The sequence below is a fragment of the Pauljensenia sp. C0170B5 genome (genome assembly GCF_056590195.1).
The window spans coordinates 199485-224645 of sequence record NZ_JBWPVR010000003.1 but is presented as its reverse complement, the minus strand read 5'-3'; the positions used below and the strand labels follow the sequence as shown (position 1 = coordinate 224645).

At 59.7% G+C, this 25161-nt stretch carries 19 protein-coding genes; 13 read left to right on the top strand and 6 right to left on the bottom strand.

Annotation, left to right across the window (positions count from 1 at the left end; genetic code table 11):
* Positions 1-52 precede the first annotated feature (52 nt).
* Genes uvrA through AC1EJZ_RS06145 form a run of 3 tightly spaced genes read left to right on the top strand, consistent with a single transcriptional unit; the run spans position 53 to position 4920 of the window.
* A complete protein-coding gene (gene uvrA / locus AC1EJZ_RS06155; protein WP_058236660.1) occupies positions 53-2899 on the top strand; it encodes an excinuclease ABC subunit UvrA in 2847 nt (948 codons plus the stop codon).
* 4 nt (positions 2900-2903) lie between these two features.
* Positions 2904-3890, top strand: coding sequence for a Gfo/Idh/MocA family protein (locus AC1EJZ_RS06150; RefSeq protein ID WP_480294221.1), 987 nt, complete (start codon positions 2904-2906; stop codon positions 3888-3890).
* Position 3891: 1 nt separating this feature from the next.
* Entirely contained in the window at positions 3892-4920 is a 1029-nt protein-coding gene (locus AC1EJZ_RS06145) for a Gfo/Idh/MocA family protein (RefSeq protein ID WP_480294219.1), read from the top strand.
* On the opposite strand, the gene AC1EJZ_RS06140 is transcribed toward AC1EJZ_RS06145, so the two are convergent.
* Positions 4917-6761 (bottom strand): AMP-dependent synthetase/ligase, encoded by a 1845-nt coding sequence (locus AC1EJZ_RS06140; protein ID WP_480294292.1) that lies wholly within the window; start codon positions 6759-6761, stop codon positions 4917-4919. The two genes, AC1EJZ_RS06145 and AC1EJZ_RS06140, sit on opposite strands and share 4 nt — an antisense overlap.
* A 150-nt stretch (positions 6762-6911) precedes the next feature.
* Positions 6912-8336: a type I glutamate--ammonia ligase gene (glnA, locus tag AC1EJZ_RS06135; protein ID WP_480294217.1), complete on the bottom strand. Its 1425-nt coding sequence runs from the start codon at positions 8334-8336 to the stop codon at positions 6912-6914.
* 146 nt (positions 8337-8482) lie between these two features.
* Between glnA and uvrC the strand changes: the two genes are divergently transcribed.
* The 9 genes from uvrC (at position 8483) to secG (ending at position 18486) form a co-directional block, all read left to right on the top strand.
* Positions 8483-10507, top strand: a complete 2025-nt coding sequence (gene uvrC / locus AC1EJZ_RS06130) for an excinuclease ABC subunit UvrC (RefSeq protein WP_480294215.1) — start codon at positions 8483-8485, stop codon at positions 10505-10507.
* The gene (gene purT, locus AC1EJZ_RS06125) at positions 10500-11765 is read left to right on the top strand and encodes a formate-dependent phosphoribosylglycinamide formyltransferase (RefSeq protein ID WP_480294214.1); all 1266 of its coding nucleotides are present in this window, start codon (positions 10500-10502) and stop codon (positions 11763-11765) included. The genes uvrC and purT overlap by 8 nt, the downstream gene beginning before the upstream one ends.
* A complete protein-coding gene (gene rapZ / locus AC1EJZ_RS06120; protein ID WP_058236666.1) occupies positions 11762-12727 on the top strand; it encodes an RNase adapter RapZ in 966 nt (321 codons plus the stop codon). Before purT ends, rapZ begins: the two co-directional genes overlap by 4 nt.
* A 2-nt stretch (positions 12728-12729) precedes the next feature.
* Entirely contained in the window at positions 12730-13737 is a 1008-nt protein-coding gene (locus AC1EJZ_RS06115; RefSeq protein WP_070727155.1) for a gluconeogenesis factor YvcK family protein, read from the top strand.
* A gap of 43 nt (positions 13738-13780) precedes the next feature.
* The gene (gene whiA / locus AC1EJZ_RS06110; RefSeq protein ID WP_058236668.1) at positions 13781-14761 is read left to right on the top strand and encodes a DNA-binding protein WhiA; all 981 of its coding nucleotides are present in this window, start codon (positions 13781-13783) and stop codon (positions 14759-14761) included.
* A gap of 191 nt (positions 14762-14952) precedes the next feature.
* Positions 14953-15960 carry a type I glyceraldehyde-3-phosphate dehydrogenase gene (gene gap, locus AC1EJZ_RS06105; RefSeq protein ID WP_058236669.1) on the top strand — a complete coding sequence of 336 codons (1008 nt, stop codon included), beginning with the start codon at positions 14953-14955 and terminating at the stop codon, positions 15958-15960.
* Between the two features lie 133 nt (positions 15961-16093).
* Complete coding sequence (locus AC1EJZ_RS06100) at positions 16094-17284, top strand: phosphoglycerate kinase (RefSeq protein WP_480294212.1); 1191 nt, start codon at positions 16094-16096, stop codon at positions 17282-17284.
* A gap of 3 nt (positions 17285-17287) precedes the next feature.
* Positions 17288-18067 (top strand): triose-phosphate isomerase, encoded by a 780-nt coding sequence (gene tpiA, locus AC1EJZ_RS06095; protein ID WP_058236671.1) that lies wholly within the window; start codon positions 17288-17290, stop codon positions 18065-18067.
* A gap of 167 nt (positions 18068-18234) precedes the next feature.
* Positions 18235-18486 (top strand): preprotein translocase subunit SecG, encoded by a 252-nt coding sequence (secG, locus tag AC1EJZ_RS06090; RefSeq protein WP_058236672.1) that lies wholly within the window; start codon positions 18235-18237, stop codon positions 18484-18486.
* Positions 18487-18597: 111 nt separating this feature from the next.
* On the opposite strand, the gene pgl is transcribed toward secG, so the two are convergent.
* The 4 genes from pgl to tkt all read right to left on the bottom strand — a co-directional run bounded on the left by pgl (position 18598) and on the right by tkt (position 24058).
* Entirely contained in the window at positions 18598-19347 is a 750-nt protein-coding gene (gene pgl, locus AC1EJZ_RS06085) for a 6-phosphogluconolactonase (RefSeq protein WP_070727158.1), read from the bottom strand.
* The gene (locus tag AC1EJZ_RS06080; protein WP_480294210.1) at positions 19344-20294 is read right to left on the bottom strand and encodes a glucose-6-phosphate dehydrogenase assembly protein OpcA; all 951 of its coding nucleotides are present in this window, start codon (positions 20292-20294) and stop codon (positions 19344-19346) included. The genes pgl and AC1EJZ_RS06080 overlap by 4 nt, the downstream gene beginning before the upstream one ends.
* Positions 20291-21829, bottom strand: coding sequence for a glucose-6-phosphate dehydrogenase (gene zwf, locus AC1EJZ_RS06075; protein WP_480294208.1), 1539 nt, complete (start codon positions 21827-21829; stop codon positions 20291-20293). Before zwf ends, AC1EJZ_RS06080 begins: the two co-directional genes overlap by 4 nt.
* A 147-nt stretch (positions 21830-21976) precedes the next feature.
* Entirely contained in the window at positions 21977-24058 is a 2082-nt protein-coding gene (tkt, locus tag AC1EJZ_RS06070; RefSeq protein ID WP_480294206.1) for a transketolase, read from the bottom strand.
* A gap of 150 nt (positions 24059-24208) precedes the next feature.
* Here tkt and xerD point away from each other — a divergent pair, with 150 nt between their 5' ends.
* On the top strand, positions 24209-25144 hold the full coding sequence (gene xerD, locus AC1EJZ_RS06065) for a site-specific tyrosine recombinase XerD (protein ID WP_480294204.1): 936 nt from the start codon (positions 24209-24211) through the stop codon (positions 25142-25144).
* Positions 25145-25161 lie beyond the last annotated feature (17 nt).

Sequence of the window (25161 nt, the reverse complement as noted above, 5' to 3'; positions counted from 1 at the left end):
ACCCACATGGAACAGATGTGCGAGAATCGCGCCGGAGCCGTAGGATCGAGGGGTGTCAGACCAGTTGATCGTGCGCGGAGCGCGCCAGCACAACCTCAAAAGCGTCAACCTCGAGTTACCTCGCGACGCGATGATCGTCTTTTCCGGCCTGTCCGGCTCCGGAAAGTCATCCCTCGCATTCGATACCATTTTTGCCGAGGGGCAGCGCCGCTACGTTGAATCCCTGTCGTCATATGCGCGCCAGTTCCTCGGTCAGATGGACAAACCTGACGTTGACTTCATCGAAGGCCTCTCTCCGGCAGTGTCCATCGATCAGAAATCCACCTCACGTAACCCGCGATCAACGGTGGGCACGATCACTGAAATCCACGACTACCTGCGTCTTTTGTTCGCACGGGCGGGCACTGCGCACTGTCCGACGTGTGGCGCTGAAATCACCGCCCAGACCCCGCAGCAGATCGTGGACAGTGTGCGCTCGATGGAGGAGGGCACCCGCTTCCAGGTCCTCGCACCCGTCGTGCGTGGCCGCAAGGGTGAGTACCGCGAATTACTTGACGATCTGCGCGCTGCCGGCTATTCACGCGCATTGATTGACGGTGAAGTGGTGCGTTTGGAGAACGCGCCGACCCTTGAGAAGAAGCTGAAACACACCATCGAAGTCGTCATCGACCGACTGGTGGTGCGCGACGGTATGAAGCAGCGTCTGACTGACTCGGTAGAAACAGCGCTGGGGCTGTCGGAAGGCCTGGTCGTCATTGACGTCGTGGATCTGGACGCGGACGATCCGAACAGGCGGCGCCGCTACTCTGAAAAGCGCGCCTGCCCGAACGACCATCCACTTGCACTTGAAGAAATCGAGCCTCGCACATTCTCATTCAACGCTCCTTACGGTGCATGTCCTGAATGTATGGGAATCGGCTCGCGGCTGGAAGTCGACCCTGACCTCGTCGTTCCCGACGAAGAACTGTCCCTTGAGGATGGGGCTGTCGCACCGTGGAGCCGGAACGTTAAGTACCATGTACGCTTGCTGAAATCCCTCGGTAAGGAGCTCGGCTTTTCGACCAGGACTGCGTGGAAGGAGCTGCCCAGTGAGGCGCGCCAGGCGATCCTGTACGGCAAAGACTACGAAGTGAAAGTCAAGTTCCGTAACAGGTGGGGGCGCGAGCGTTCCTACACGACTGGCTTCGAAGGCGCTGTCAACTACATCGAACGCAAGCGTGAGGAAACTGAGTCGGATCGAACGTTGGAACGCCTGGAAGCGTACATGCGTGAGGTGCCATGTCCCGTGTGTCAGGGTGCCCGCCTGAAGCCGGAAGTGCTGGCTGTGCGCATCGGTGGCCTGAACATTGCCGAGGTGTCGAACCTGTCGATTGCTGATCTCGAGCGTTTCATGAGTGAGCTCGAGCTCGACCAGCGACAGCAGTTCATTGCGCGCCCCATTTTGCAGGAAATCATCGCCCGCTTGAAGTTTCTCAACGATGTGGGGTTGACGTACCTGACATTGTCAAGGGCGGCCGGAACCCTTTCCGGTGGTGAAGCTCAGCGTATCCGGCTGGCCACCCAGATCGGGTCGGGACTGGTCGGGGTTCTCTACGTCTTGGATGAGCCATCTATTGGCCTGCATCAACGTGATAACCAGCGCCTGATCGCCACCCTGAAGCGCCTTCGCGACCTCGGCAACACGCTGATCGTTGTCGAACATGACGAAGAAACGATTGAATCGGCCGACTGGGTCGTGGACATTGGACCGGGTGCCGGAGAAAACGGCGGATGGGTCGTGTACTCCGGAAGCGTGGAGGAGTTGAAGAAGAATCGGAACTCGTTGACAGGGGAGTACCTGTCGGGGCGCCGGTCCATTGCCATTCCAACCGAACGCAGGCCGGTGGACCGCTCCCGCGTCATCACGGTGAAAGGCGCGCGTGAAAACAACCTCGATAACCTCACCGTGTCATTCCCTCTCGGAGTGTTCATCGCCGTGACGGGCGTGTCAGGATCGGGCAAATCCACGCTGGTTAACCAGATTCTGTATCGGTCCCTCGCATCCCGCCTCAATGGGGCGCGCATGGTTCCGGGACGCCACCGCGCGATCACCGGTCTGGATCACCTCGACAAAGTGATTCATGTGGACCAGTCACCCATTGGACGCACCCCGCGTTCGAACCCAGCTACCTACACCGGGGTGTGGGACCTGATTCGCCAGCTTTTCGCACAAACGCATGAAGCCAAGGTTCGCGGCTACATGCCGGGACGTTTCTCCTTCAATGTCAAGGGCGGCAGGTGCGAAGCCTGCAAGGGCGACGGCACGATTCGCATTGAAATGAACTTCCTGCCCGACGTGTATGTGCCGTGCGAGGTGTGTCACGGCAAGCGATACAACAGGGAGACACTGGAAGTCCACTACAAGGGCAAGACAGTGGCAGATGTTCTGGATATGTCCATCTCTGAAGCGGCGGAGTTCTTCCAGTCGCTGCCGCGTATCGCTCGTCATCTCAACACGCTCGTCGAGGTTGGCCTGGGGTACGTGCGGCTGGGACAGGCCGCCACGACACTGTCCGGTGGCGAAGCTCAGCGTGTAAAACTGGCGTCCGAACTGCAGCGACGCTCCTCAGGACGATCAGTGTATGTTCTGGACGAGCCGACGACGGGTCTGCATAGCGAAGACATTCGCAAGCTCTTGATGGTGTTGCAGACACTGGTTGATAAAGGCAATACGGTCATCGTGATTGAGCACAACCTGGATGTCATCAAGTGCGCGGATTGGATCATTGACATGGGCCCTGAAGGGGGATCCGGTGGTGGTCAGGTCGTGGCTGAGGGCACACCTGAAGATGTTGCCGCCGTCGACGAATCATTCACTGGTCAGTATTTAAGAAAAATTCTCGACTTCAGCGTAGAGTAGATCTATGAGTGGTGACCGGCGTATAACAGTAGGTTTGGTCGGAGCTGGCGGCATTGCGCGATCCCACATGTCAGCGTGGCGGTCACTCGGCGTTGACATCCTCGTCTATTCGAAGGAAGACGCCAACGAGCTGTGCGCGGAGTTCTCCACCGGACGCGTCGTTGCCACGCTCGAGAACCTGGTCGCACAATCCCAGGTGATCGATGTCCTGACACCAACATACGAACACGAGGAAGCTGTGCGCGCCGGTCTGGACGCCGGGCGACAGGTCATCTGTGAAAAACCGCTGGCACTGGACGCGCCGACAGCACAGCAGCTGCTTGAATTGTCACGCGCACGCGACAACGCACTGTACGTCGCGCATGTCGTGCGGTATTTCCCGGAATATGCCACCCTCCACGATGCCGTCTCCAGCGGATATATCGGCCGCCCGGCGGTAGCACGTCTGAACCGGACCGGCACGTTCCCGCAATGGGCCTCGTGGTTCGCTGACGAGGAAAAATCCGGTGGAATTGTCGATGATCTCATGATCCATGACCTTGATATTGCCCGATGGGTGCTGGGAGAGGTACGCAGCGTGTATGCAACACTGCGCCATGCCACTGCCCCCGATGGACGGCGCGTGAGCGTTGCTCAGGCGACATTGCGTCATGAGGACGAAGCGATCTCGAATGTGCGCGCGACGTGGGGGCCGGTGGGCACACCATTTCGCACTTCATTCTATGTTGCGGGAACCGACGGGTGTCTGGAGCACGATTCAACAGCTCACCCACCTCTGCAGGTCCGCAGCGACGCACCAACTGACGCATCAATGCTGCCGACCACATCAGGATCCCCGGCCGACCCCTACTACGCAGAACTGAGCGACTTCATGGAGTCCATGTCCACCGGCTCAACGCCGAGGGTGAGTGCAGAAGACGCGGTCGAAGCGCTGAAGCTGGCAGACGCGGTTCGCCTGTCAGCCCATCGCGATGCGGTAGTGGAGTTGTGAGATGAAAACCATTCGTATCGGACTGTTGTCGTTCGCACACATGCATGCCGAGGGATACGCCACAGCCCTCATGGGCATGGACGGCGTCGAATTGATGTGCACCGACCCGGATTCACACAGGGCAGGACGCCCCAGCCCTGCATGGCGCGGCAGAAAAGGAGCCCGCGCGCTCGGTGTGCCCTACGTCGACACTTGTGAGGAGTTAGAGCAATGGGGGCCGGACGCAGTGATCGTCTGCTCCGAAAATACCGAACACAGGCGCATGGTCGAATGGGCGGCTGAGCGTGGATATCGCGTCCTGTGTGAGAAACCGATCGCCACCAGTCATGACGATGCTGTCGCCATGTGGGATGCATGCCGTCAGGCAGGAGTCTTCCTGATGACCGCCTATCCGGTGCGTTTTTCAACAGCGTGCCGAGAACTCAAGACGCGAGTTGATCACGGCCAGCTGGGCGATCTGGTGGGCTTCGCTGGCTCGAATAACGGGAAAATCCCCAGTGGTGGCCGCACCTGGTTCACTGATCCGGATCAGGCCGGTGGCGGTGCCCTCGTCGACCATGTCGTCCACATCGCTGACATTCTGGACATGCTGCTCGACGGTGAACAGGCATCATCCGTGTGGGCTGCCGATAACCGGATTCTGGGCGCAGATAATCCCGACGTTCATGTGGAGACCAGCGGACTCGTCACGGTGCGCTATCCGTCAGGTCTGGTCGGCACAATTGACTGTTCATGGAGCATGCCGGAAGCGGCGCCAACATGGGGTGGCCTTACCCTCGACATTATCGGCACAAGAGGTACCGCGCGTTTCGCCCCCTTTGATGCGCGGGTGTCTGGTGCCGTCTGTGGGCAAGCCGCATGGCTGGGATACGGTGAAGATATGGATGGCGTCATGCTGCGCACGTTCACTGACGCTGTGCGCACCGGTCACACACCTCAGCCGGACGCAGCATCGGCTATCCGGTCACTGGACATCATGCTGGCAGCACAGCAATCGGCACGCAGTGGCGCGGTAGTCCACCTGAATTAGCGCCGCAGCCAGGACCGCAGTTTCCTGCTCATCGTGGACGCAGGCCTCGCGTGCGGCTGACGTGCACGCACGGTCGCATTGCGCTCGGCCAGGCCTTCCTCGTACAGGGCATCAACTTCCTGCGCGTAATCCTTCAGCACCTTCGAGCGACGAAGTTTCAACGAGGGGGTCAGGTACCCGTTCTCAACAGTAAAGACGGTGTCGACGAGGCGGAAACGACGAATCGACTCAGCTCGCGAAACAGCGCGGTTGGCGCGGTCGATGGCCCGCTGCAAAGAACGCTGGACTTCCGGCATGCGCATCGCAACCGAGGGGTCGACAACCTGCAGATTATGTGCGACCAACCAGTTGGCGAGCATATCTGAATCGAGGGTGATGAGTGCACCAATGTAGGGCCGATTATCGCCCACCACGATCACATGTCCGATCAGCGGATGTGTCTGAAGCTGTTCTTCGAGTACCTCGGGCGACACGTTCTTGCCACCGGCCGTTACCAGGAGTTCCTTGCGGCGCCCTGTAATCGACAGGTGACCATTGCGCGGGTCGATCGTTCCTAGATCGCCCGTATGGAACCAGCCGTCCTCGAACGAGTCAGCGGTCTCGTCAGGCAAGCTGTGATAGCCAGTTGAAACAGATACGCCGCGCACCAGAATTTCACCGTGCTCGGAGATTTTCATTTCATTTCCGGGAACAACACTGCCGACCGTGTTGAACGGCGTGTAATCGGCATGCTGCACGGCGATCGGGCCGGTTGTCTCGGTCAGCCCGTAGCCTTGAATCAAGGTGAGATCGAGGCCGGAGAAGAACTCAGCAAGTTCCGGCGCCAGCGGCGCGCCACCGGAAATAATCAGCTCGATATTGGGACCGAGTGCCGCCTGGATCTTGCGTAACGCCAGAGCCGTCGCGATCCCATGATTGACTTTCAGCGTCAGGGGAGTGCTGGTTTCGGAGCGCTCTGCGCGTGCATACAGGCGGGACTGTCTGGCTGACCACTGGAAGATACGCAGCTTTGTGCCCTTCCCCGCCTTTGCTGACGCCGCGCTGTAAACTTTTTCAAGGACGCGAGGCACCGCCAGCAGAATCGATGGTTTAAAGGCCTGAATATCGGGAAGCAGGTTCTTAATGTCCGGTGAGAAAGCAAGTCGCCCTCGGCCGCTCACGAAGGCATGCATGACCAGGCGCGCCAGGACGTGCGCGACCGGGAGGAACAGCAAGAGGCGTGAGTTCTCGTTGTACAGGTACTGCGGCAGGACTTGCCCCAGACCCAGCGTCGTGCCCACAAAGTTGTGATGCGTCAGCTCGACACCTTTCGGGGTGCCGGTCGTGCCCGACGTGTAGACCAGAGTGGCCAGAGAATCGCCACGTACATCGCGGAAACGCTCCTCGACCTTCTCAGGCACAATACGGCCCGCCGCGCGCGCCAGGTTACGCATTGCTCCGCGATCGAGGGAATGGATCGACTCGACGCATTCGGGGCGAACAGTTTCCACCAGATCTGCCTGCTGCACGGTTGCCGTGATGACGTGTCGGATGTGCGCGTCGGTCAAAATATGATCGATCTGTGCGGTTGAATCCGACTCGTAGATGGGCACAACTACGCCGCCAACGGTCATTACTGCCAGGTCAAGGACCAGCCAGTCAAAACTGGTGGGCGACAAGATTGCCACCCGCTCACCGGCCTCCAGACCCCACGCAAGAAAACCTCGTGCGATCACCTCGACGCGATCCAGCAGGTCAGACGCGGTGATGGGAAGCGTTGCGCCCACCGAGGAGCGATCTTCAACCACGACATCAAAGGGGAACTCGTCGGCACGCTTGCGCAGCATTGACGGAATCGTCATCAATGGATCCACCGGCTGGGTGAGGTCAGCACGATATACGGTCTGATCTCGGTCAGACATTGTGATTCCCTTTCATGTGGACAGTCATGATGGATGATGGGCGGTCATCGTCCATGTTTCGGACAAGCTTACCGCAGATGGGCAAGCACCTTACACATTGAAGTACATGTCGAACTCGGCCGGGTGCGGGTAGGCACGCATCGGCGCGATCTCGTTGGTGGTCTTGTACTCAATCCACGTGTCAATTAAATCCTGCGTAAAGACGTCGTTTTCTGTCAGGAAGTCCGAATCGGCACGCAGATGATCCAACGCCGCTTCAAGTGAGTGAGGAAGCTTGGCGATATCGGTGTACTCCTGCGGAGGCAGGTCATACAGATCTTTATCGATGGGGGCAGCAGGCTCCACACGGTTGCGAATACCATCCAGACCGGCCATCAGGCACGCCGAGAAGGACAGGTACGGGTTCGCTGCCGGGTCAGGTACGCGGTACTCGACGCGCTTGGCTTTCGGTGAGGTTCCTGAGACCGGAATGCGGATACACGCTGACCTGTTACGCGCCGAATAGACGAGGTTGACCGGCGCTTCGAAGCCCGGCATGAGTCGACGGTAGGAGTTAATCGACGGGTTCGTAAAGGCAAGCAGGGCGGGCGCGTGCTCCAACAGGCCTCCAATGAACCAGCGCGCCAGGTCGGACAGAGAACCATATCCTCGTTCGTCATAGAACAGCGGGTCGCCATCTTTCCACAGGGACAGGTGGGTGTGCATGCCAGAGCCGTTGTCACCGAAGAGCGGCTTGGGCATGAACGTGGCAGTCTTGCCGCACTCCCACGCGGAGTTGCGCACAATGTACTTGAACTTCATCATGTCGTCGGCGGCCTGACACAAAGGTGCAAAACGGTAGTTGATCTCATGCTGGCCGCCTGCACCGACCTCGTGGTGCGCCCGCTCAATGACGAGGCCCGCTTCAGCAAGATTGTGTGTCATGTGGTCACGAACATCAGCAAACATATCTATCGGGGAAACCGGCGCGTACCCGCCTTTCAGTGGCGTCTTGTAGCCCAGGTTCATGCCATCCTCGTCGCGAGCGGTGTTCCAGTAGGCGTCATCGCTGTCTAGACGGAACATGCTGTGGTGAGGCTCGACCTTGTACTGCACACTGTCGAACATGTAGAACTCGGCTTCAGCGCCGATGAAGCACGTATCGGCAATGCCGGTCGACTTCAGGTAGGCCTCAGCTTTTTGTGCCACCTGCCGCGGATCACGGGAAAACGGTTCAGAGGTGAACGGATCAACGACCGAAAAGACGACGACCAGTGTCTTGGCAGCGCGGAAGGGGTCGACATAGGCGGTGGTGATGTCGGGGACGAGCTTCATATCGGACTCGTGAATCGCGGAGAATCCGCGCACAGATGATCCGTCGAACATCAGACCGTCTGACAACGCGCCGTCGATGAACTCATTGGGAGGAACAATCATGTGCTGCTGAATGCCGAAAAGATCGCAGTAGCGTACATCGATGAATTCAATCTCTTCACGTGTGATGAAGTCGACTATTTCTTTCTCGCTGGTGAACATTCGTGTGTCCCTTCCGGGTCGATTCATGAGATCACGGCAGTCGCCATGTCTGAGTGTACTCATTTGAACGCCCGCACTCACATCGCGTCCGTCCTGCGTGGTGCCGTTCAATTGGCGCCGTCGCTGCCGGAAGCTAGGCTAAAGGAATGGCGAAGTTGGATCAGTGGCGCCCTCGGACGAGCGACATTCCCACGCAGCCGGGAGTGTACCGATTTCGTGACGACCAGGGCCGCGTCATCTATGTCGGTAAAGCGAAAAACCTTCGCAACCGGCTGACCAACTATTTTCAGGATCCTCAGGTTCTGCATCCGCGCACCCGCCACATGGTTGCAACAGCTGCCAGCGTGCAGTGGACAGTTGTGTCTAACGAGATCGAAGCGCTCTCCCTGGAATTCACGTGGATCAAGGAATTCGACCCGCGATTCAACGTGATGTATCGCGATGACAAGTCCTATCCGTACCTTGCGGTGACGATGTCAGAAAAGTTTCCGCGTGTCCACATCACGCGGCAGTCGCGCAGAAAAGGCACACGCTATTTTGGCCCCTACACGCAAGTGTGGGCGATCCGCGAAACCATCGACATGCTGCTGCGAGTTTTCCCTGTCAGAACATGTTCACCTGGTGTCTTCAAACGCTACCAGGCGCAGTGCAGGCCGTGTCTGCTGGGCGATATTGGCAAATGCTCTGCGCCGTGTGCCGGGCGCATCAGTGCCGACGCTCATCGTGAACTTGCGCAGAACCTGTGTGAGTTCATGCAGGGCAAGGCTGCGCCGGTTATTCGCTCCCTTGAGGAACAGATGAAGCAGGCTGCCGCCGAACTCGACTTTGAGAAAGCCGCCAGGCTGCGTGACGATCTGAAAGCCATGACGACGGTGCTGGAGCGTAACACGATGGTCCTGGAGGACGGAACTGACGCTGACGTATTCGCCCTGGCGTGTGATGAACTGGACGCTGCCGTGTATGTCTTCCACGTGCGGGGAGGTCGCGTACGAGGCACACGCGGCTGGGTAGTAGACCGCGTTGACGATGCGAGTGAGGCAGATCTGATGAGCGCTCTGCTCGAGCAAGTTTACGGAGACGTTCCTGCCGCCGAACAACCTTTACGAGGGCGGCCGCGCGGCCAGGCTGAAGCCCGGTCGGTCGACGATGTGGCACATACGCCCACATCAGCGCTTCCCCGGGAAGTTCTGGTGTCAGTGGAGCCTGCGGATCGCGACGCCCTGGAGAAGTGGCTCACCACGTTGCGCGGTGCGCGTGTGCGTGTGCGTGTGCCTCAGCGCGGAACCGCGGCTTCCTTGATGAAAACGGTGCAGGAAAACGCGCAGCAGTCGCTGGTTCTTCACCGCACGAAACGTGCCAGTGACCTCACCCAGCGGTCCCGGGCGCTCGAAGAACTGGCTGAGAACCTCGGCCTGGAAGCAGCACCGCTGCGTATCGAGTGCTACGACATTTCCCACACAGCCGGCCAGCAGCAGGTTGCTTCGATGGTGGTATTTGAAGATGGTGCCCCGCGTAAGTCGGACTACCGCACGTTCAATATCCGACCGCGCTCCGACGGCACACCGCCTGACGATACGGCGGCAATGACGCAGGTATTGCAGCGGCGCTTCACCCGCCTGCTGGCGGAAGAGGCCGGCATTGAAGGTGAAGACGATGATGGTGTGGAGTTCGCTACTGGACCGATCGATCCGCACACGGGACGCCCTCGTCGATTTTCCTACCGGCCGGATCTTGTGGTGGTTGACGGCGCACTGGCGCAGGTGAATGCGGCCGAAAAGGCTTTAACGGGGGTGGGGGTTGACCTGCCGGTTGTAGGACTGGCCAAACGTCTGGAGGAAGTGTGGGTGCCTGGTGATGAGTTTCCACTGATTTTGCCTCGCACCTCGGCTGCTCTGTATTTGCTGCAGTATTTGCGCGATGAATCTCACCGTTTTGCGATTACGCACCATCGGCGTCGACGCACGAAAGCACAGACGCGGTCTGTCCTGGACGGAATTGAGGGACTGGGGCCCGTACGTCAAAAAGCGTTGCTGGCTCATTTCGGCTCGGTGAAGCGCCTGCGGGCTGCCAGCGCTGAGCAGATTGAACACGTCCAGGGTATCGGACCAGCATTGGCCGCTATTATTGTGGAATCGCTTGGCACTGACCGTGAGGAGACTCGCAATGACTGAATCGACGTGGCCCGTTCCAACACCACTTCCGGCGCGGGTCTTGTTGCTGGGATCGGGGGAACTGGGGCGTGAACTGACGATTTCGCTCAAGCGCCTGGGCGCCCATGTCACTGCGGTCGATGCCTATGCGCATGCTCCCGCGATGCAGGTTGCGGATGACTATCGTGTGATCGACATGAGCGATCCGGACTCTTTGCGTGACGTGCTCAGCAGCGTGCACATTGACCTGATTGTGCCCGAACTGGAAGCAATTGCCACGCACGTGCTGGCCGAATTTGAACAGGCTGGGAGCGCACGCGTCGTTCCGAACGCGTTCGCGGTGCAGGCAACGATGGATCGCGAACGCATACGTAGCGTGGCGAGTGCTGTTCCAGGGGTGCGCACATCGAAGTTTCGCTTCGCATCCAGTGTCGACGAGGTGCGCAGCGCGCTGGAATATACGGGCGTACCGGCCTTCATTAAACCCACGATGTCCTCGTCGGGACATGGACAGTCGCGAGTTGAATCCGTTGACGAGGCTGAATCGGCGTGGACATGTGCCCAGGACGATGCGCGGGCCACCACGGGGCGCGTCATCGTTGAGGAGGGCGTGACATTCGACTGTGAAATCACTCTGCTCACCGTGCGGTGGTGGGACGACGAGGCAGGCGAGGTTCGAACCAGCGTGTGTGAACCGATCGGTCACCGGCAGGTCAGCGGTGACTACGTTGAATCGTGGCAAAGCGCCGACATTTCACCGCGTGCACGTGAGCGAGCCGAGGAGATGGCTGTTGCCGTCACCGGCGCTCTGGCAGAGCGCGGGGCGGAGCCATGTCTGGGACTGTTTGGAGTGGAGTTCTTCATTCAGGGCGACGACGTGTGGTTCTCCGAGTTGTCACCGCGCCCACATGACACCGGCATGGTGACCATGATGACGCAGGACCAATCTGAATTCGACATTCATGCTCGCGCGATCCTTGGCCTGCCCGTCGACACGACGATGCGCCGCACTGGAGCATCTGCAGTTGTGAAGGCGCCACGAGCGTTCTCCCTTGCCGGTTACGAGGGTGTCGCCCGCGCGCTACGTGACGGAGGAGATTTGAGAATCTTCTCGAAATCCGCCACGCGTGCCGGCCGCAGGCTGGCGGTGGCGCTGGCATGGGGCGACTCGGTGTCGGAAGCACGTGAACGTGCTCAGGCGATTGCGAGCGAAGTGACGGTAGTCGAACGTGATGACTCAGCACAAAATACCGATGAAGATGGCATCCTAGTTTCATGACGACAACGCACAACAGTGACGACGTGGATCCGCTGACAGTTCCTCAGGGCATTCCACTGCTAGATCGTGACACGCCTCCGCCGGAAGAAGCGGAGGAGGACACGAACGAAGTCCTCATTATCACCGGCCGTTCAGGTGCTGGCCGCTCTCAGGCTGCGCGTGCGTTAGAGGACCTCGACTGGTACGTGGTCGATAATCTGCCTCCCTCGATGCTGCCGGCACTGGTCGGCATGATGTCTCCACGCGGAGGTGCGGGCGTACACCGCCTGGCCGCCGTGGTAGATGTACGCTCAGGCGCCTTTTTCGCTGACTTGACATCCACACTGGAAAAGATGCGCGACAGCGGAATCATGTACCGCCTCATTTTCCTGGAAGCCAACGAACCGACACTGGTGCGCCGATATGAGTCGAACAGGCGGCCGCACCCTCTTCAGGGGGACGGGACACTACTGGACGGCATCACACGTGAAATGGAGTTGTTGGCACCGCTGCGCGAACACGCGGATGAAGTGATCGATACGTCCGCTATGTCAGTGCATGACCTGTCGCGACACATCCGCGACGTCATTGCAGGGGAAGGAGAGCGTCCCCTGCAGCTCACAGTTGAATCTTTCGGATTCAAGTACGGACTGCCGCTGGATGCCGACCATGTCGTGGACGTCCGCTTCCTGAAGAACCCGTACTGGGTGGGGGAGCTGCGCCACTTGACGGGGCGCGACGAACCGGTCGCACAGTATGTGCTCGATCAGCCCGGAGCTCGCGAATTTGCCGAGAATTATGTTGACCTGCTGCTGCCCATCATGGAGGGCTATGTCAGTGAGCTGAAGCCTTTCGTGACGATTGCCGTCGGGTGCACAGGTGGTCGGCACCGGTCGGTCGCGATCGCAGAACTGATCGCTCAGCGTTTCCGTAGCCACCAATTGACGGTGCGAGTCCTTCACCGCGACATAGGCAGGGACTGATTATGGCGGGATATCTGGATGCAGAAGGATGGGCACAGCGCGGTGAATCCGGCTCACGTGTCGTTGCTTTGGGGGGTGGACACGGGCTGTCCGCAACCCTGCGGGCTCTGCGACACATCACGCATCAGCTCACAGCGATCGTCACAGTAGCCGACGACGGGGGATCCTCAGGACGTCTGCGTTCTGAAACAGATCTTCTACCTCCAGGAGATCTGCGAATGGCTCTGGCCAGTTTGTGCGAGGAAACCGAATGGGGACTGACCTGGCGCGATGTGATGCAGCTGCGTCTGCGTACCAACGGGCCATTGAATGGCCATGCCCTTGGGAACCTGCTGATCTCCGGCCTGTGGCAGCTTCTGGGCGACCCCGTTGAGGGTTTGGAATGGGTCGGCCGGCTCCTGGGCGCTCAGGGCCGGGTCCTGCCGATGGCATCAGTTCCACTGGACATTGAAGCCGATATGGAAAACGAAGGCGAGCTGTACACGGTACGGGGCCAGTCACGCGTCGCCGTCGCGCCCGGACGTGTGCGCCACGTGCGCCTTATCCCTGAGGATCCGCCCGTCCCAGAGGCTGCAATGCACGCCATCCAGGAAGCTGAATGGGTCGTGCTCGGTCCAGGGTCGTGGTACACCTCGTTAATTCCGCACCTGCTGGTTTCACAGTTGCACCGGGCACTGGTCACAACAGATGCCCATAGGGCACTGGTCCTGAATCTGGCCCGCCAGCGTGGTGAAACAGACACGATGAGCGCTGCCGATCACGTGCGCGTCCTACGCGACCATGCACCTGATCTCAAGCTGGACGTTGTCATTGCCGACCCGACTGCCACGGATGATATTGATACGCTCATTCAGGCAGCGCAGGACGTGGGCGCTCGAGTCATGTTGCGCCAGGTGCGAACGGGCGACGGGAAGCCCCATCATGATCCGTTGCGTCTGGCTGCGGCTCTGCGAGATGCATTCGATGGATTCATGGGAGAGGTGGGACGATCGGAACCGTGGTTAGCATGAGCAGTTGTCATCAAGGCGCTCTACACGACACGAGGAGGCGATCATGTCTTTAACGATGGACATGAAAGAGGAGCTTGCTCACCTGGTTCCTGCACGTCAATCGACAATGGCGGCCGAGGCTGCTGTGATGCTCCGATTTGCCGGAGGTCTGCACCTCGTGTCTGGTCGAATTATCATCGAGGCTGAACTGGATTCCCCACTTGTCGCTCGACGCTTGCGAGCCTTCCTCACGTCGCTGTACGGTACGGAATCATCTGTCGTTGTCGTGTCAGGTGGTGCGCTGCGTCGCGGTGACCGATACGTGGTGCGCGTCGTCAAGGAAGCAGACGCCCTGGCACGCGTGACAGGACTGGTCGATCAACTGGGACGCCCGGTCAGAGGCTTGGCGCCGCACCTGGTCAGCGCCGGAAAAGACGAAGCAGCAGCAGGATGGCGAGGAGCCTTTCTGGCACGAGGATCCCTGCTGGAACCGGGTCGATCAACGTCGATGGAAGTGACCTGTCCCGGCCCTGAAGCGGCAATGGCCCTTGTCGGGTGTGCACGACGACTGGGAGCGACGGGGAAGTCGCGCGAAATCCGCGGAGCTGATCGGGTTGTCATCCGGGAGGCGGACTCGATTTCCACGCTCATCAATGCGATGGGTGCCGTCAAGACGTTTGAGGTGTGGAAAGAACGCCGCGAACGTCGCGAAGCGCGAGGCAGCGCCAACCGCCTGGCCAACTTTGATGATGCTAACCTTCGGCGCTCGGCTCGTGCGGCAGTAGCCGCAGGTGCCAGGGTTCGACGTGCCTTTGAGATTCTGGGCGACTCCGTGCCGCCGCATCTGCGTGAGGCGGGCGAACTGCGCATCCAATACCGCCAGGCTTCATTGGAAGAACTGGGTAAACACATTGATCCACCCTTGACTAAGGACGCCGTGGCGGGGCGCATCCGTAGACTGCTGGCAATGGCCGATAAGGCTGCACACGAGCAGGGGATACCCGACACTGAGTCTGCACTCACGCTCGAAATGTTCGATGATTAGAAGTGTCACGAACAGCCTGTTCGCTTGACGCAAACTTCTTGTAGGCCATTCGACCCTGACTAAATGGCCTATGGGGTGTACATTGAAGAGTGCTTGAACCGCAGAAGTCTGCGGGCTGGATTGTGGTACCGAGCCCTATCCGGTTGCACGAAATACGTGCCCCTTTATGGGGTACAAGCAGGAGGACTATAGTGACCATCCGCGTTGGAATCAACGGCTTCGGCCGCATCGGCCGCAACTTCTTCCGTGCCGCTCGTCAGCAGGGTGCGGATTTTGAAATCGTGGCAGTAAACGATCTGACCGATAACAAGACCCTCGCTCACTTGCTCAAGTTTGACTCCATCACGGGTCGTCTTGACGCAGAGGTGACCTACGACGAGGAGTCAATCTCCGTCGATGGAAAGAAGATTGTTGCTCTCGAAGAGCGCGATCCGGCCAACCTGCCGTGGAAGGACCTCGGCGTAGATGTCGTCGTCGAGTCCACCGGATTCTTTACAGACGGTGAGAAGGCAAAGGCCCACATCGAAGCCGGTGCCAAGAAGGTAATCATCTCCGCGCCTGGCAAGAACGTTGACGCCACATTCGTCATGGGCGTGAACAGCGACGACTACGACAACGAGAAGCACAACATCGTGTCGAACGCCTCGTGCACCACCAACTGCCTTGCCCCTCTGGCCAAGGTTCTCGATGAGGCTTTCGGAATCGATAGCGGCCTCATGGTGACCGTGCACGCCTACACCGGCGATCAGCGCATCCACGACGCACCGCACAAGGATCTGCGTCGCGCCCGCGCAGCAGCTCTGAACATCGTCCCGACCTCGACCGGTGCAGCCCGCGCCGTGTCCCTGGTTCTTCCTCAGCTGAAGGGCCGTCTGGACGGCTACGCAATGCGCGTCCCGGTTCCGACCGGCTCCGTCGTCGACCTCACCTTCATCCCGAAGAAGGAAGGCGTCACCGCCGAAGACGTGAACGCAGCATGCAAGGCAGCCTCGACCGGCGAATTTGCCGAAGCGTTCAAGTACTCCGAGGATGAACTGGTTTCGACCGACATCACCGGCGATCCCCACACCTCCATCTTCGACTCGAAGCTGACCAAGGTCATTGACAACCAGATCAAGGTTGTCTCCTGGTACGACAACGAATGGGGCTACTCCAACAGCCTCGTTCGCCTGACCTCGAAGGTCGCGGCCGCGCTCTGAGCACGACGTTAGAATGAGGAGAGGCGCCCGCATGCATATCTCTGCGTGCGGGCGCCTTTTCCATGGTGGCTTAACGAGCCGCCCCCATCGACGAATTTGACATACCCTGCACTGCACAATCAAGGGAGGTTCAATGAGGACCATAGAAACATTGGGTGACCTGCGCGGCAAGCGCGTCCTCGTCCGCTCGGACTTCAATGTCCCGATCAAGGACGGCGAAATCACCGACGACGGACGTATCCGGGCAGCTCTACCGACACTGAACAAGCTTGTTGACGAAGGAGCACGCATCCTCGTCATGGCACACATGGGTCGACCGAAAGGCGAAGTGAAGCCTGAATTCTCACTCAAGCCCGTTGCCGCACGTCTGGCAGAGCTGATCGATGCCCCCGTCAGCCTCGCAGAGGACACAACGGGCCCCTCGGCACACGAGGCGGCGGACAAGATCAAGGACGGCGAGATCGTCCTGCTGGAGAATGTTCGATTCGACCCCCGCGAAACCTCGAAGGATGACGCGGAGCGTGAAGCCTTCGCCAAGGAAATGGCTGAACTGGCCGACGCATTCGTCTCCGACGGATTCGGCGTAGTCCACCGCAAGCAGGCATCCGTATACGACATCGCCAAGCTCCTGCCCTCCGCAGCCGGCCTCCTGGTCGTCAAGGAAATTGAATCCCTGTCACGCGTGACAGGCGATCCTGAGCGTCCCTACGCCGTTGTGCTGGGAGGCTCGAAAGTCTCCGACAAGCTCGGCGTCATCGAGAACCTGCTGACCAAGGCCGATATGCTGCTCATCGGCGGTGGCATGTCGTTCACCTTCCTGGCCGCGAAAGGCTACGAGGTGGGCAAGTCCCTGCTCGAGGAAGATCAGATCGATACAGTCAAGGAATACATCGACGAGGCCGACAAGCGCGGCGTCAAGCTGGTTCTCCCAGTCGACGTCGTTGCGGCGCCCGAATTCAAGGCGGACGCGCCGGCAACGGTTGTTGACGCCGACAAGATGCCCGCCGACCAGATGGGTCTGGACATCGGACCGAAGTCCGGCGAATTGTTCGCACAGACACTGGCCGAGGCCAAGACTGTGGCGTGGAACGGCCCGATGGGCGTATTCGAGTTCGAGGCATTCGCAGAGGGCACCCGCGCCGTGGCGCAGGCACTGTCATCAGGCTCAATGTTCTCGGTGGTCGGTGGCGGCGACTCGGCAGCAGCCATTCGTCAACTCGGATTCGACGAATCCACTTTCTCTCACATTTCCACAGGCGGTGGAGCGTCCCTCGAACTCCTCGAAGGCAAGACTCTGCCCGGTATCGCAGTTCTGGAGGACTGAAACATGGCACGTACACCTTTGATGGCCGGAAACTGGAAGATGAACCTCAACCACCTTGAGGCTGTTCATTTGGTCCAGGGCCTCGCAATGGCGTTGGATGACGCGAATTTCACCTATGACGACGTTGAAGTTGTGGTCATCCCACCGTTTACCGATATCCGCTCCGTTCAGACTGTCGTTGAGGGTGACAACCTCAAGATCAAGTACGGCGCGCAGGACATCTCAACGCACGAATCCGGCGCATACACCGGTGAAGTGTCAGCTGAAATGCTCGCCAAGCTGGGTGTCAGCTATGTTGTCGTCGGCCACTCCGAACGTCGCGAATACCACGGCGAAAGCGATGCATTGGTGGGCGAGAAGGCCCGCGTTGCACTGGCAGCCGGGATGACCCCGATCATCTGCTGCGGTGAGGGCCTCGAGGTCCGCAAGGAAGGCCGTCACGTCGAGCACGTCCTGGCTCAGATCGACGGTGCACTCGATGGGATGGACGCCGAGCAGGCTGCCAAGATCGTCATTGCCTACGAGCCCATCTGGGCGATCGGCACCGGCGAGGTTGCGACACCTGAAGATGCCCAGGAGGTGTGCGGTGCGATCCGCGCACGTCTGGCAGAGCTGTACACACCGGAACTGGCTGACAGCGTCCGCGTTCTGTACGGCGGCTCCGTGAAGTCGACGAACGTTGCTGACATTATGGCTCAGCCTGATGTTGACGGCGGACTGGTCGGCGGCGCCTCTCTGAAGGCGGAGGAGTTCTCGAAGATCGCTCTGTACAAGAACGCCTGATCGGCTCGCGCCGGTCTTCTGACAGTTCGCCTGGCGCGCCCTACTCAGGACGGCCAGGCGAACTGCGGCAGAGATGTGAGGTAACGCGCCGCGCGCCCAACTGGTGTTGGACGGCCTTATACCACTACACTGCCTACTGTTATCCCCAGCATGTGAATGGAAAACCAGTGACTGCTCTGAAAATAATCCTTGTCGTACTGACCGTTTTGGCCAGCATCCTGCTTGTATTGACAGTGCTGATGCACAAAGGGCGCGGCGGCGGCCTGTCAGATATGTTCGGCGGCGGCATTTCCACCACTGCGGGATCATCAGGCGTGGCAGAACGTAACCTGAATCGCATTACCTTGGCAATTCTGATCGTGTGGGTGGTGTGCATCGTAGCCTACGCGCTCCTGACCAAGATCACGGTCGCCAGCTAAGATACGGCCTTACGCTCAAGCTTTCGGTAATCGCACGTGAGACGTGAACGTCCCACGTGCGATTTCTCTATTGACTGTGCGCGCAGTGGGCTGAGACCACGACCCGGTGATTCAGCGAACTTCCAGGCCGCGCGCCGAATCCGTATCAAGCCAGAACGTGGTTCGATCGCGTGGAAGACCGGCAATCGGTCGATCCTGCTCATGCGCGCCCAACACCAGTGCCTCCGCCAGTGCGTCAGCCTTCGAATCACCGGGCGCGACAACCCAGATATCACGGGCACTGGCAATAGTCGACATCGGCAGCGACAGCCTCAACGGCGGCATTTTCGGTGAATCGCGCACTACCAGAACAGGCGCGCCATCAGCTTCGTGCGCGCGGCCTGGGAAGAGGGAGGCAATGTGCCCATCCGGTCCCATCCCGATCAGCGCAAAGTCAAGCACCCCGTCACCGATATCTGAGCGCCACAGATCTGCATAGTCCTCAGCCGCCTGATCGAGTCCCTGACCGCGGTCGGAGGGCATGGGGCGCAGCTGAATGCCGGGCAGTTGCGCGAACAGCGCGGATACGGCCTGCTGGTCATTACGCTCGGAGTGGGTGGCCTGAACGAAGCGTTCATCGACCCACCACACTCGAATATGCGACCAGTCGGCATCGAGGTCGTCCTCGTCAGCGATGATCGAAGCGAGATCGGCGAGAACGTCGTGCACGACGCCGCCTGCGATAGCCCACTGGAAGGGACGGTCAGCGCTGTGTTCACGCGCGTCCTGCACGAGGATTGGCAACAATTCGCGCGCAACAGCGCTGGCCAGATTCTTACGGTCAGAAGCGGTGACGATACGGGGCAGGGGAGAAGAAGTCATGACTGGTCCTTGCAATCGCGACGAACGTCGTGCAGGAAATTGCCGATCACGTGCTGATACATGAGGTCAGGATCTAAGCGTCTGAGTTCTTCCATCACGCAGTCCTGAATACTGCGCCGCGGAAGATTAACCGCGACAGGATCAAGACCCGAACGCTTGACATGCGCGACAGACGAGCCGGCAGGGCGCGTTAACGAGGCTTCCTCGGCATCATCAAACGTGAAGTGCACACCCGTAATGGTTTGAGCTGTCGGATCAGTGTCGACGCGTGCAGGAATACCCATCACATCGGCAAGCCACGCTGCCACTAGATACGACGACGGATGAGTGTGGTGGCCGCGAACGGTCACAGCGGTGGGTACCGACTTGAACCCCTCGACCATTGTGGCGATCAGTGCGCGCCACAACGTGACGCCGGACCACGCCAAGTCAGTGTCCCCCGGGGTGTACACCTCGGACAGGCGCAACAGTGTATCGATGGGCGTATCGGTCTCCCGTGAATCCGAAATGCGACGCACGGCCAGTCGCCCCAGCGGATGCTCGGCAGGATTGTCTGGCGGTGTGCTGGGCCAGAACGTCACCACCGGCGTATCGGCCAGTAACAGCGGCATAACCAGGGTATCCAGATCCTGACCAGCGTCGCCGCGAGGCTCCAGGACGATGACTTCAGACGGCCCCTCGTTCTTGCCCATGCGAATCTGTGCATTGACCCGCGGGGAGCTGGAGCGTTCTGCCTGCACCGGCTCCACCACCACGATGACGCGGCAGGGATGCTCGTGAGAAGCAGCCTGCGAAATTTCAATCGCATGGTCAACGTCGATCCGGTCGTCAACCACGACGATCAGCGTCAACACGCGGCCCAGCGCCGAAGCCCCCTGTTCCTGACGAATCTGCAGAAGCTGCGAGGCGACATCGAGGGCTGATGTGTCGTTGAGGGTGATAATCACGGCAACCTCCAAGCGCGGCTGGAGCGGGCCAGCATCTGGTGAGCTGATTCAGGTCCCCATGTTCCGGGACGATACTGGTCGGGAGGGCCCTGCTGTGCCCAGAAATCCAGCACCGGATCGAGGATTTTCCACGAGGCCTCAACCTCATCCTGATCGGGGAACAGTGGCGCGGAGCCGACCAGCGCATCAAGGATGAGGCGCTCGTAGGCTTCCGGGGAATCCTCAGTGAACGCATGGCCGTAGCCAAAATCCATCGTCACGTCGCGCACTTGCATCTCTGTTGCGGGAACCTTCGCACCGAAACGAATCGTCATTCCCTCATCGGGCTGGATACGGATGACGAGGACGTTGTGCCCGGTTTCTCCCATCTCAAAGTGCTGGAACGGGACGTGCGAGGCACGTTTGAAGACAACTGCAATCTCCGTGACACGTTTGCCCAGGCGCTTGCCCGTACGCAGATAGAACGGAACACCAGCCCACCGGCGTGTATCGACGTGCAATGTCAATGCGGCATATGTTTCGGTGTGCGAATCGGCGGGAATATTGTCCTCGTCGAGATACCCCTTGACAAATTGACCGGCTTGCCAACCTGACTGGTATTGACCGCGTGCTGTTGAGGTCGCCAGATCCTCGGGCAGACGAATAGCGGACAGGACCTTCAGCTTTTCGGCCCTGAGCGCCTCAGGCGACAAGTTGATGGGCTCCTCCATCGCGGTGAGCGCCACGAGCTGAAGCAGATGGTTCTGGATGACGTCCCTGGCCGCGCCAATACCGTCGTAATAGCCGGCGCGAGTACCGATGCCGATATCCTCCGCCATCGTGATCTGCACGTGATCCACATAATGCGCATTCCACAGTGGTTCGAACATCGTGTTGGCGAAACGCATCGCCAGAATGTTCTGAACGGTTTCCTTGCCCAAATAGTGGTCGATACGGAACACGTCCTGCTCATCGAAGACGCGCGAGACGGCGTCCGACAGTTCGCGGGCAGATTCAAGGTCGTGACCGAACGGCTTCTCGATGATCACCCGGCGCCACTCACTATCCTGACGCTCGTTCAGACCGGTATTCGCCAGGTGCTGACAGACAACCGGGAACCACTTTGGGGGAATGGACAAGTAGAAAGCGTGATTGCCGCCGGTGCCGCGCGATTCATCGAGTTCACGCACCGTCTGCGCCAACTCCTCGTATGCGTCAGTGTCGTCGAATGAGCCGGACACGAAGCGCAAGCCGGATGCAAAATGCTTCCACGTTCCCTCGTCGAACCCTGTTCGAGAGTGCTGCTCAATGGAGGTGCGCACGAAATCTTCAAAATCTTCACGATCCCACTCACGTCTGCCGAATCCGGTCAGCGCGAACGCAGGGTTGAGGAGGCCGCGGTGTGCCAGGTCGTAGATAGCGGGCAGCAACTTCGTGCGCGCCAGATCGCCGGTAATGCCGAAAACGACCAGGCCGCAAGGAGGCGCAATTCGGGGCAGCCTCCGATCCCTGGAGCTTCGTATCTGCATCGTCGCGTCATCCGATGAAGGGTCCATGCACACTCCTCAATCGATCATGTGTCAGGTCACCATCGTATCGAGATCGCCGTGATTCAGCTTGTCATGCTCACGACATGATCGACGCGGGGCTTCGGCCATGTGCCGTCACCCCGCGCCGATACCTCATGTCAGCAAAAAGCAGTCTTACTTCGCTGCAGCATCCAGTGATTCGTGAGCAGCGCTCACCACTGCCTCAGCAGTGAAGCCGAACTCCTCGAACAGGCGGGCGCCATCAGCTGACTCACCGAAGTGCTCGATGCACACGGCTCGGCCTGCGTCGCCGATCCAGCGGTGCCACGGCATCGCAATGCCAGCCTCGACGGAGACGCGGGCACGCACACTGCTGGGCAGGACCGATTCCTTGTAATCCTCGTCCTGCTCGTCGAACCATTCCATGCAGGGAACCGACACGACGCGCACGCTGCGACCTTCTTCGCGCAACGTGGCAGCAGCGTCAAGGGCGATCGACACTTCAGAACCCGATGCCAGGAGGATGACATCCGGATCGCCGTCACAGCTCAGCACATAGGCGCCGCGATCCAGGCCCTCCGCAGCGGCCAGGCCGGCCTCGTCGCCGCGGGCAGGGTTTGGCAGACCCTGACGCGACAAGATGAGCGCGGCGGGGTGCTGACGTTCCAGGATCGATTTCCATGCCTGAGCCGTTTCTGCAGCATCCGCCGGGCGCACAACCGCGAGGTTCGGGATCGCGCGGCAGGCTGCCAGATGCTCGATGGGCTGGTGCGTCGGGCCGTCTTCGCCCACACCGATCGAATCGTGGGTCCACACGTAGGTCACGGGCAGATCCATGATGGACGCCAGGCGCAGCGCACCGCGCATGAAATCCGAAAAGACGAAGAATGTCGCACCGTACACGCGGGTGAGGTGATCGGCGGCAATACCGTTCATCACGGCACCCATGCCGAACTCGCGTACACCGAAGTGCAGGTTACGGCCAAACGGGTTGCCCGGGAACTTCTCAGAGGAGCGATCCTCGGGAAGGAATGACGGGTAGCCGTCCATGTAGGTGTTGTTCGATCCTGCCAGATCAGCGGAACCGCCCCACAGTTCAGGCAAAACGTCCTTGATGGCATTGAGTACCTGACCGGAGGCTGCGCGAGTGGCCAGTGCTTTGCCTTCTTCGAACACGGGCAGGGCTGATTCCCACCCATCCGGAAGACCGCCCGCCAGGACACGGTTCAGCATCGCTGCGCGTTCAGGCTGGGCCTCACGCCACGCGTTGAAACGCTCATCCCACTGCTCACGTGCCTCACGTGCGCGCTTCGCGGTGGCTTCCCGCACTGCCTTGACAGCTTCTTCATCGGCGGCAAACATCGCCTCTGGATCAAAGCCGAGCGCTTCCTTCAGGCCGCGCAGCGCTTCATCCCCCAGCTTGGATCCGTGGATCCCGCCGGTGTTCTGCTTCTTCGGAGTCGGCCAGCCGATGATGGTCCGCAGCGCAATGATGGAGGGACGGTCGGTGACCTTCTCAGCTTCATTCAGTGCATGATCCAGGGCCTGGATGTCCTCGACGTAGGAGCCGTCATCCTTGAGCCAATCAACGCGCTGGACATGCCAGCCGTAGGATTCGTAGCGCGCCAGAACGTCCTCGTTAAACGCGATATTCGTGTCGTCTTCAATTGAGATGTGGTTGTCATCGTAAATAACCGTCAGGTTGCCCAGACGCTGCGTTCCGGCCAATGAGGCGGCCTCAGACTGGACGCCTTCCTGCATGCAACCGTCACCGGCAATGACGTACACGTTGTGATCGAAGACGGATTCACCCATCGGTGTTTCCGGATCATACAGGCCGTGGCTGCGACGAGCCGACATGGCGAAACCGACGGCCGCACCGATGCCGGTACCCAGCGGTCCAGTGGTCACTTCCACGCCCCTGGTGTGCTTGAATTCGGGGTGACCGGGCGTCTTTGACTTAAACGTGCGCAGTGACTTCAGATCCTCCAGTTCCAAGTCCATACCAGCCAGATACAGCTGCACATACTGTGTCAGCGATGAATGGCCTGCTGACAGGACGAAACGGTCGCGGCCCAGCCAATGCTGGTCAGTTGGGTCAAACTTCATATGGCGCTGGTAGAGCAGATACGCGGCAGGTGCCAGCGAAATAGCGGTGCCTGGGTGGCCATTGCCCACTTTCTCCACGGCATCGGCTGCTAGCACGCGGGCAGTCGCAACTGCTCGATCATCGATTGAGTCCCACTTCAATGTCACAACATCCTCCAGAATTTCTGCGCCCCAACGTTGAGCGACGCAGGTCAGAACAACACTGATATTGGCTGCAAGATTAGTCTACGTGAATACTGCGACCCCTGACGAGGACTTTCAGCCGCGCACCTGGGCCTGATCGTCTAGCATTCACACGTGGACGCTTTGGACAGTATTGCCGAGGAGTGGCTGAGCTACCTGCAGGTGGAAAAAGGCGCATCGGTGCACACGGTGACGAATTATCGCCGGGACATCGAGGGCTATATTCAGGCCTTGCATCAGCGTGGGGTCACGGATCTGAAGGCGGTCACCCCCGACAACGTCGCAGATTATCTGTCCGCCCTGTCCCATCCTCACGGTAAAACGGCACCGAAGGCTCCCTCGTCAATTGCGCGCGCACTGGCAGCGATTCGAGGGTTTCATCGTTTCGCGATCCGTGAAAAATACGGTGCGGTCGACCCGACGCAGGATGTGCACTCACCGCAAATGGGGGAGCGCCTGCCCAAGGCTCTCAGTATTGACGAGGTGACACGCCTGCTGGATATGGCGGCGCGCGACGACTCGGCGCGCGGCATTCGAGACCATGCGCTGCTCGAAGTTCTCTACGCCACCGGGGCACGCGTGTCAGAGGCTTTGGCAATGGCTGTCGATGACATCGACCTGGATGAGGAGCTACCGGTCGTGCGCCTGTTCGGCAAGGGACGCAAGGAACGCCTGGTACCGGTGGGACACGCTGCACGTCAGGCAGTGGGCAATTATCTGGTGCGTGCTCGCCCGGAGCTTGCCTCCCGAGGACGAGGCGATTCGCATTTGTTCCTGAATTTACGAGGGCGACCCATGTCGCGCCAATCGGCGTGGGAATCGATTCAACGGGTCGCTCGTGAGGCCGGCCTGGAAGCGAAGGTATCGCCCCACACTCTGCGTCATTCCTTTGCCACGCATCTGCTGGAGGGTGGAGCGAGCGTGCGTGACGTGCAGGAACTACTCGGACATGCCAGCGTTCAGACCACGCAGATCTATACCCGGTTGACGGCGACGACGCTGCGTGAAGTGTACCGATCCGCTCATCCACGTGCCCAGCTGCGCAACTGACGCGGCACAATGAACTA

Bases quoted from the DNA above. Each gene is read 5' to 3' on its own strand.
- AC1EJZ_RS06115 (WP_070727155.1), top strand. From the start codon at position 12,730: ATGGCGGGATATCTGGATGCAGAAGGATGGGCACAGCGCGGTGAATCC.
- zwf (WP_480294208.1), bottom strand. From the start codon at position 21,829: ATGGACCCTTCATCGGATGACGCGACGATGCAGATACGAAGCTCCAGG.
- tpiA (WP_058236671.1), top strand. From the start codon at position 17,288: ATGGCACGTACACCTTTGATGGCCGGAAACTGGAAGATGAACCTCAAC.
- uvrC (WP_480294215.1), top strand. From the start codon at position 8,483: ATGGCGAAGTTGGATCAGTGGCGCCCTCGGACGAGCGACATTCCCACG.
- pgl (WP_070727158.1), bottom strand. From the start codon at position 19,347: ATGACTTCTTCTCCCCTGCCCCGTATCGTCACCGCTTCTGACCGTAAG.
- AC1EJZ_RS06145 (WP_480294219.1), top strand. From the start codon at position 3,892: ATGAAAACCATTCGTATCGGACTGTTGTCGTTCGCACACATGCATGCC.
- whiA (WP_058236668.1), top strand. From the start codon at position 13,781: ATGTCTTTAACGATGGACATGAAAGAGGAGCTTGCTCACCTGGTTCCT.
- AC1EJZ_RS06150 (WP_480294221.1), top strand. From the start codon at position 2,904: ATGAGTGGTGACCGGCGTATAACAGTAGGTTTGGTCGGAGCTGGCGGC.
- purT (WP_480294214.1), top strand. From the start codon at position 10,500: ATGACTGAATCGACGTGGCCCGTTCCAACACCACTTCCGGCGCGGGTC.
- AC1EJZ_RS06140 (WP_480294292.1), bottom strand. From the start codon at position 6,761: ATGACGATTCCGTCAATGCTGCGCAAGCGTGCCGACGAGTTCCCCTTT.
- glnA (WP_480294217.1), bottom strand. From the start codon at position 8,336: ATGTTCACCAGCGAGAAAGAAATAGTCGACTTCATCACACGTGAAGAG.
- rapZ (WP_058236666.1), top strand. From the start codon at position 11,762: ATGACGACAACGCACAACAGTGACGACGTGGATCCGCTGACAGTTCCT.
- AC1EJZ_RS06100 (WP_480294212.1), top strand. From the start codon at position 16,094: ATGAGGACCATAGAAACATTGGGTGACCTGCGCGGCAAGCGCGTCCTC.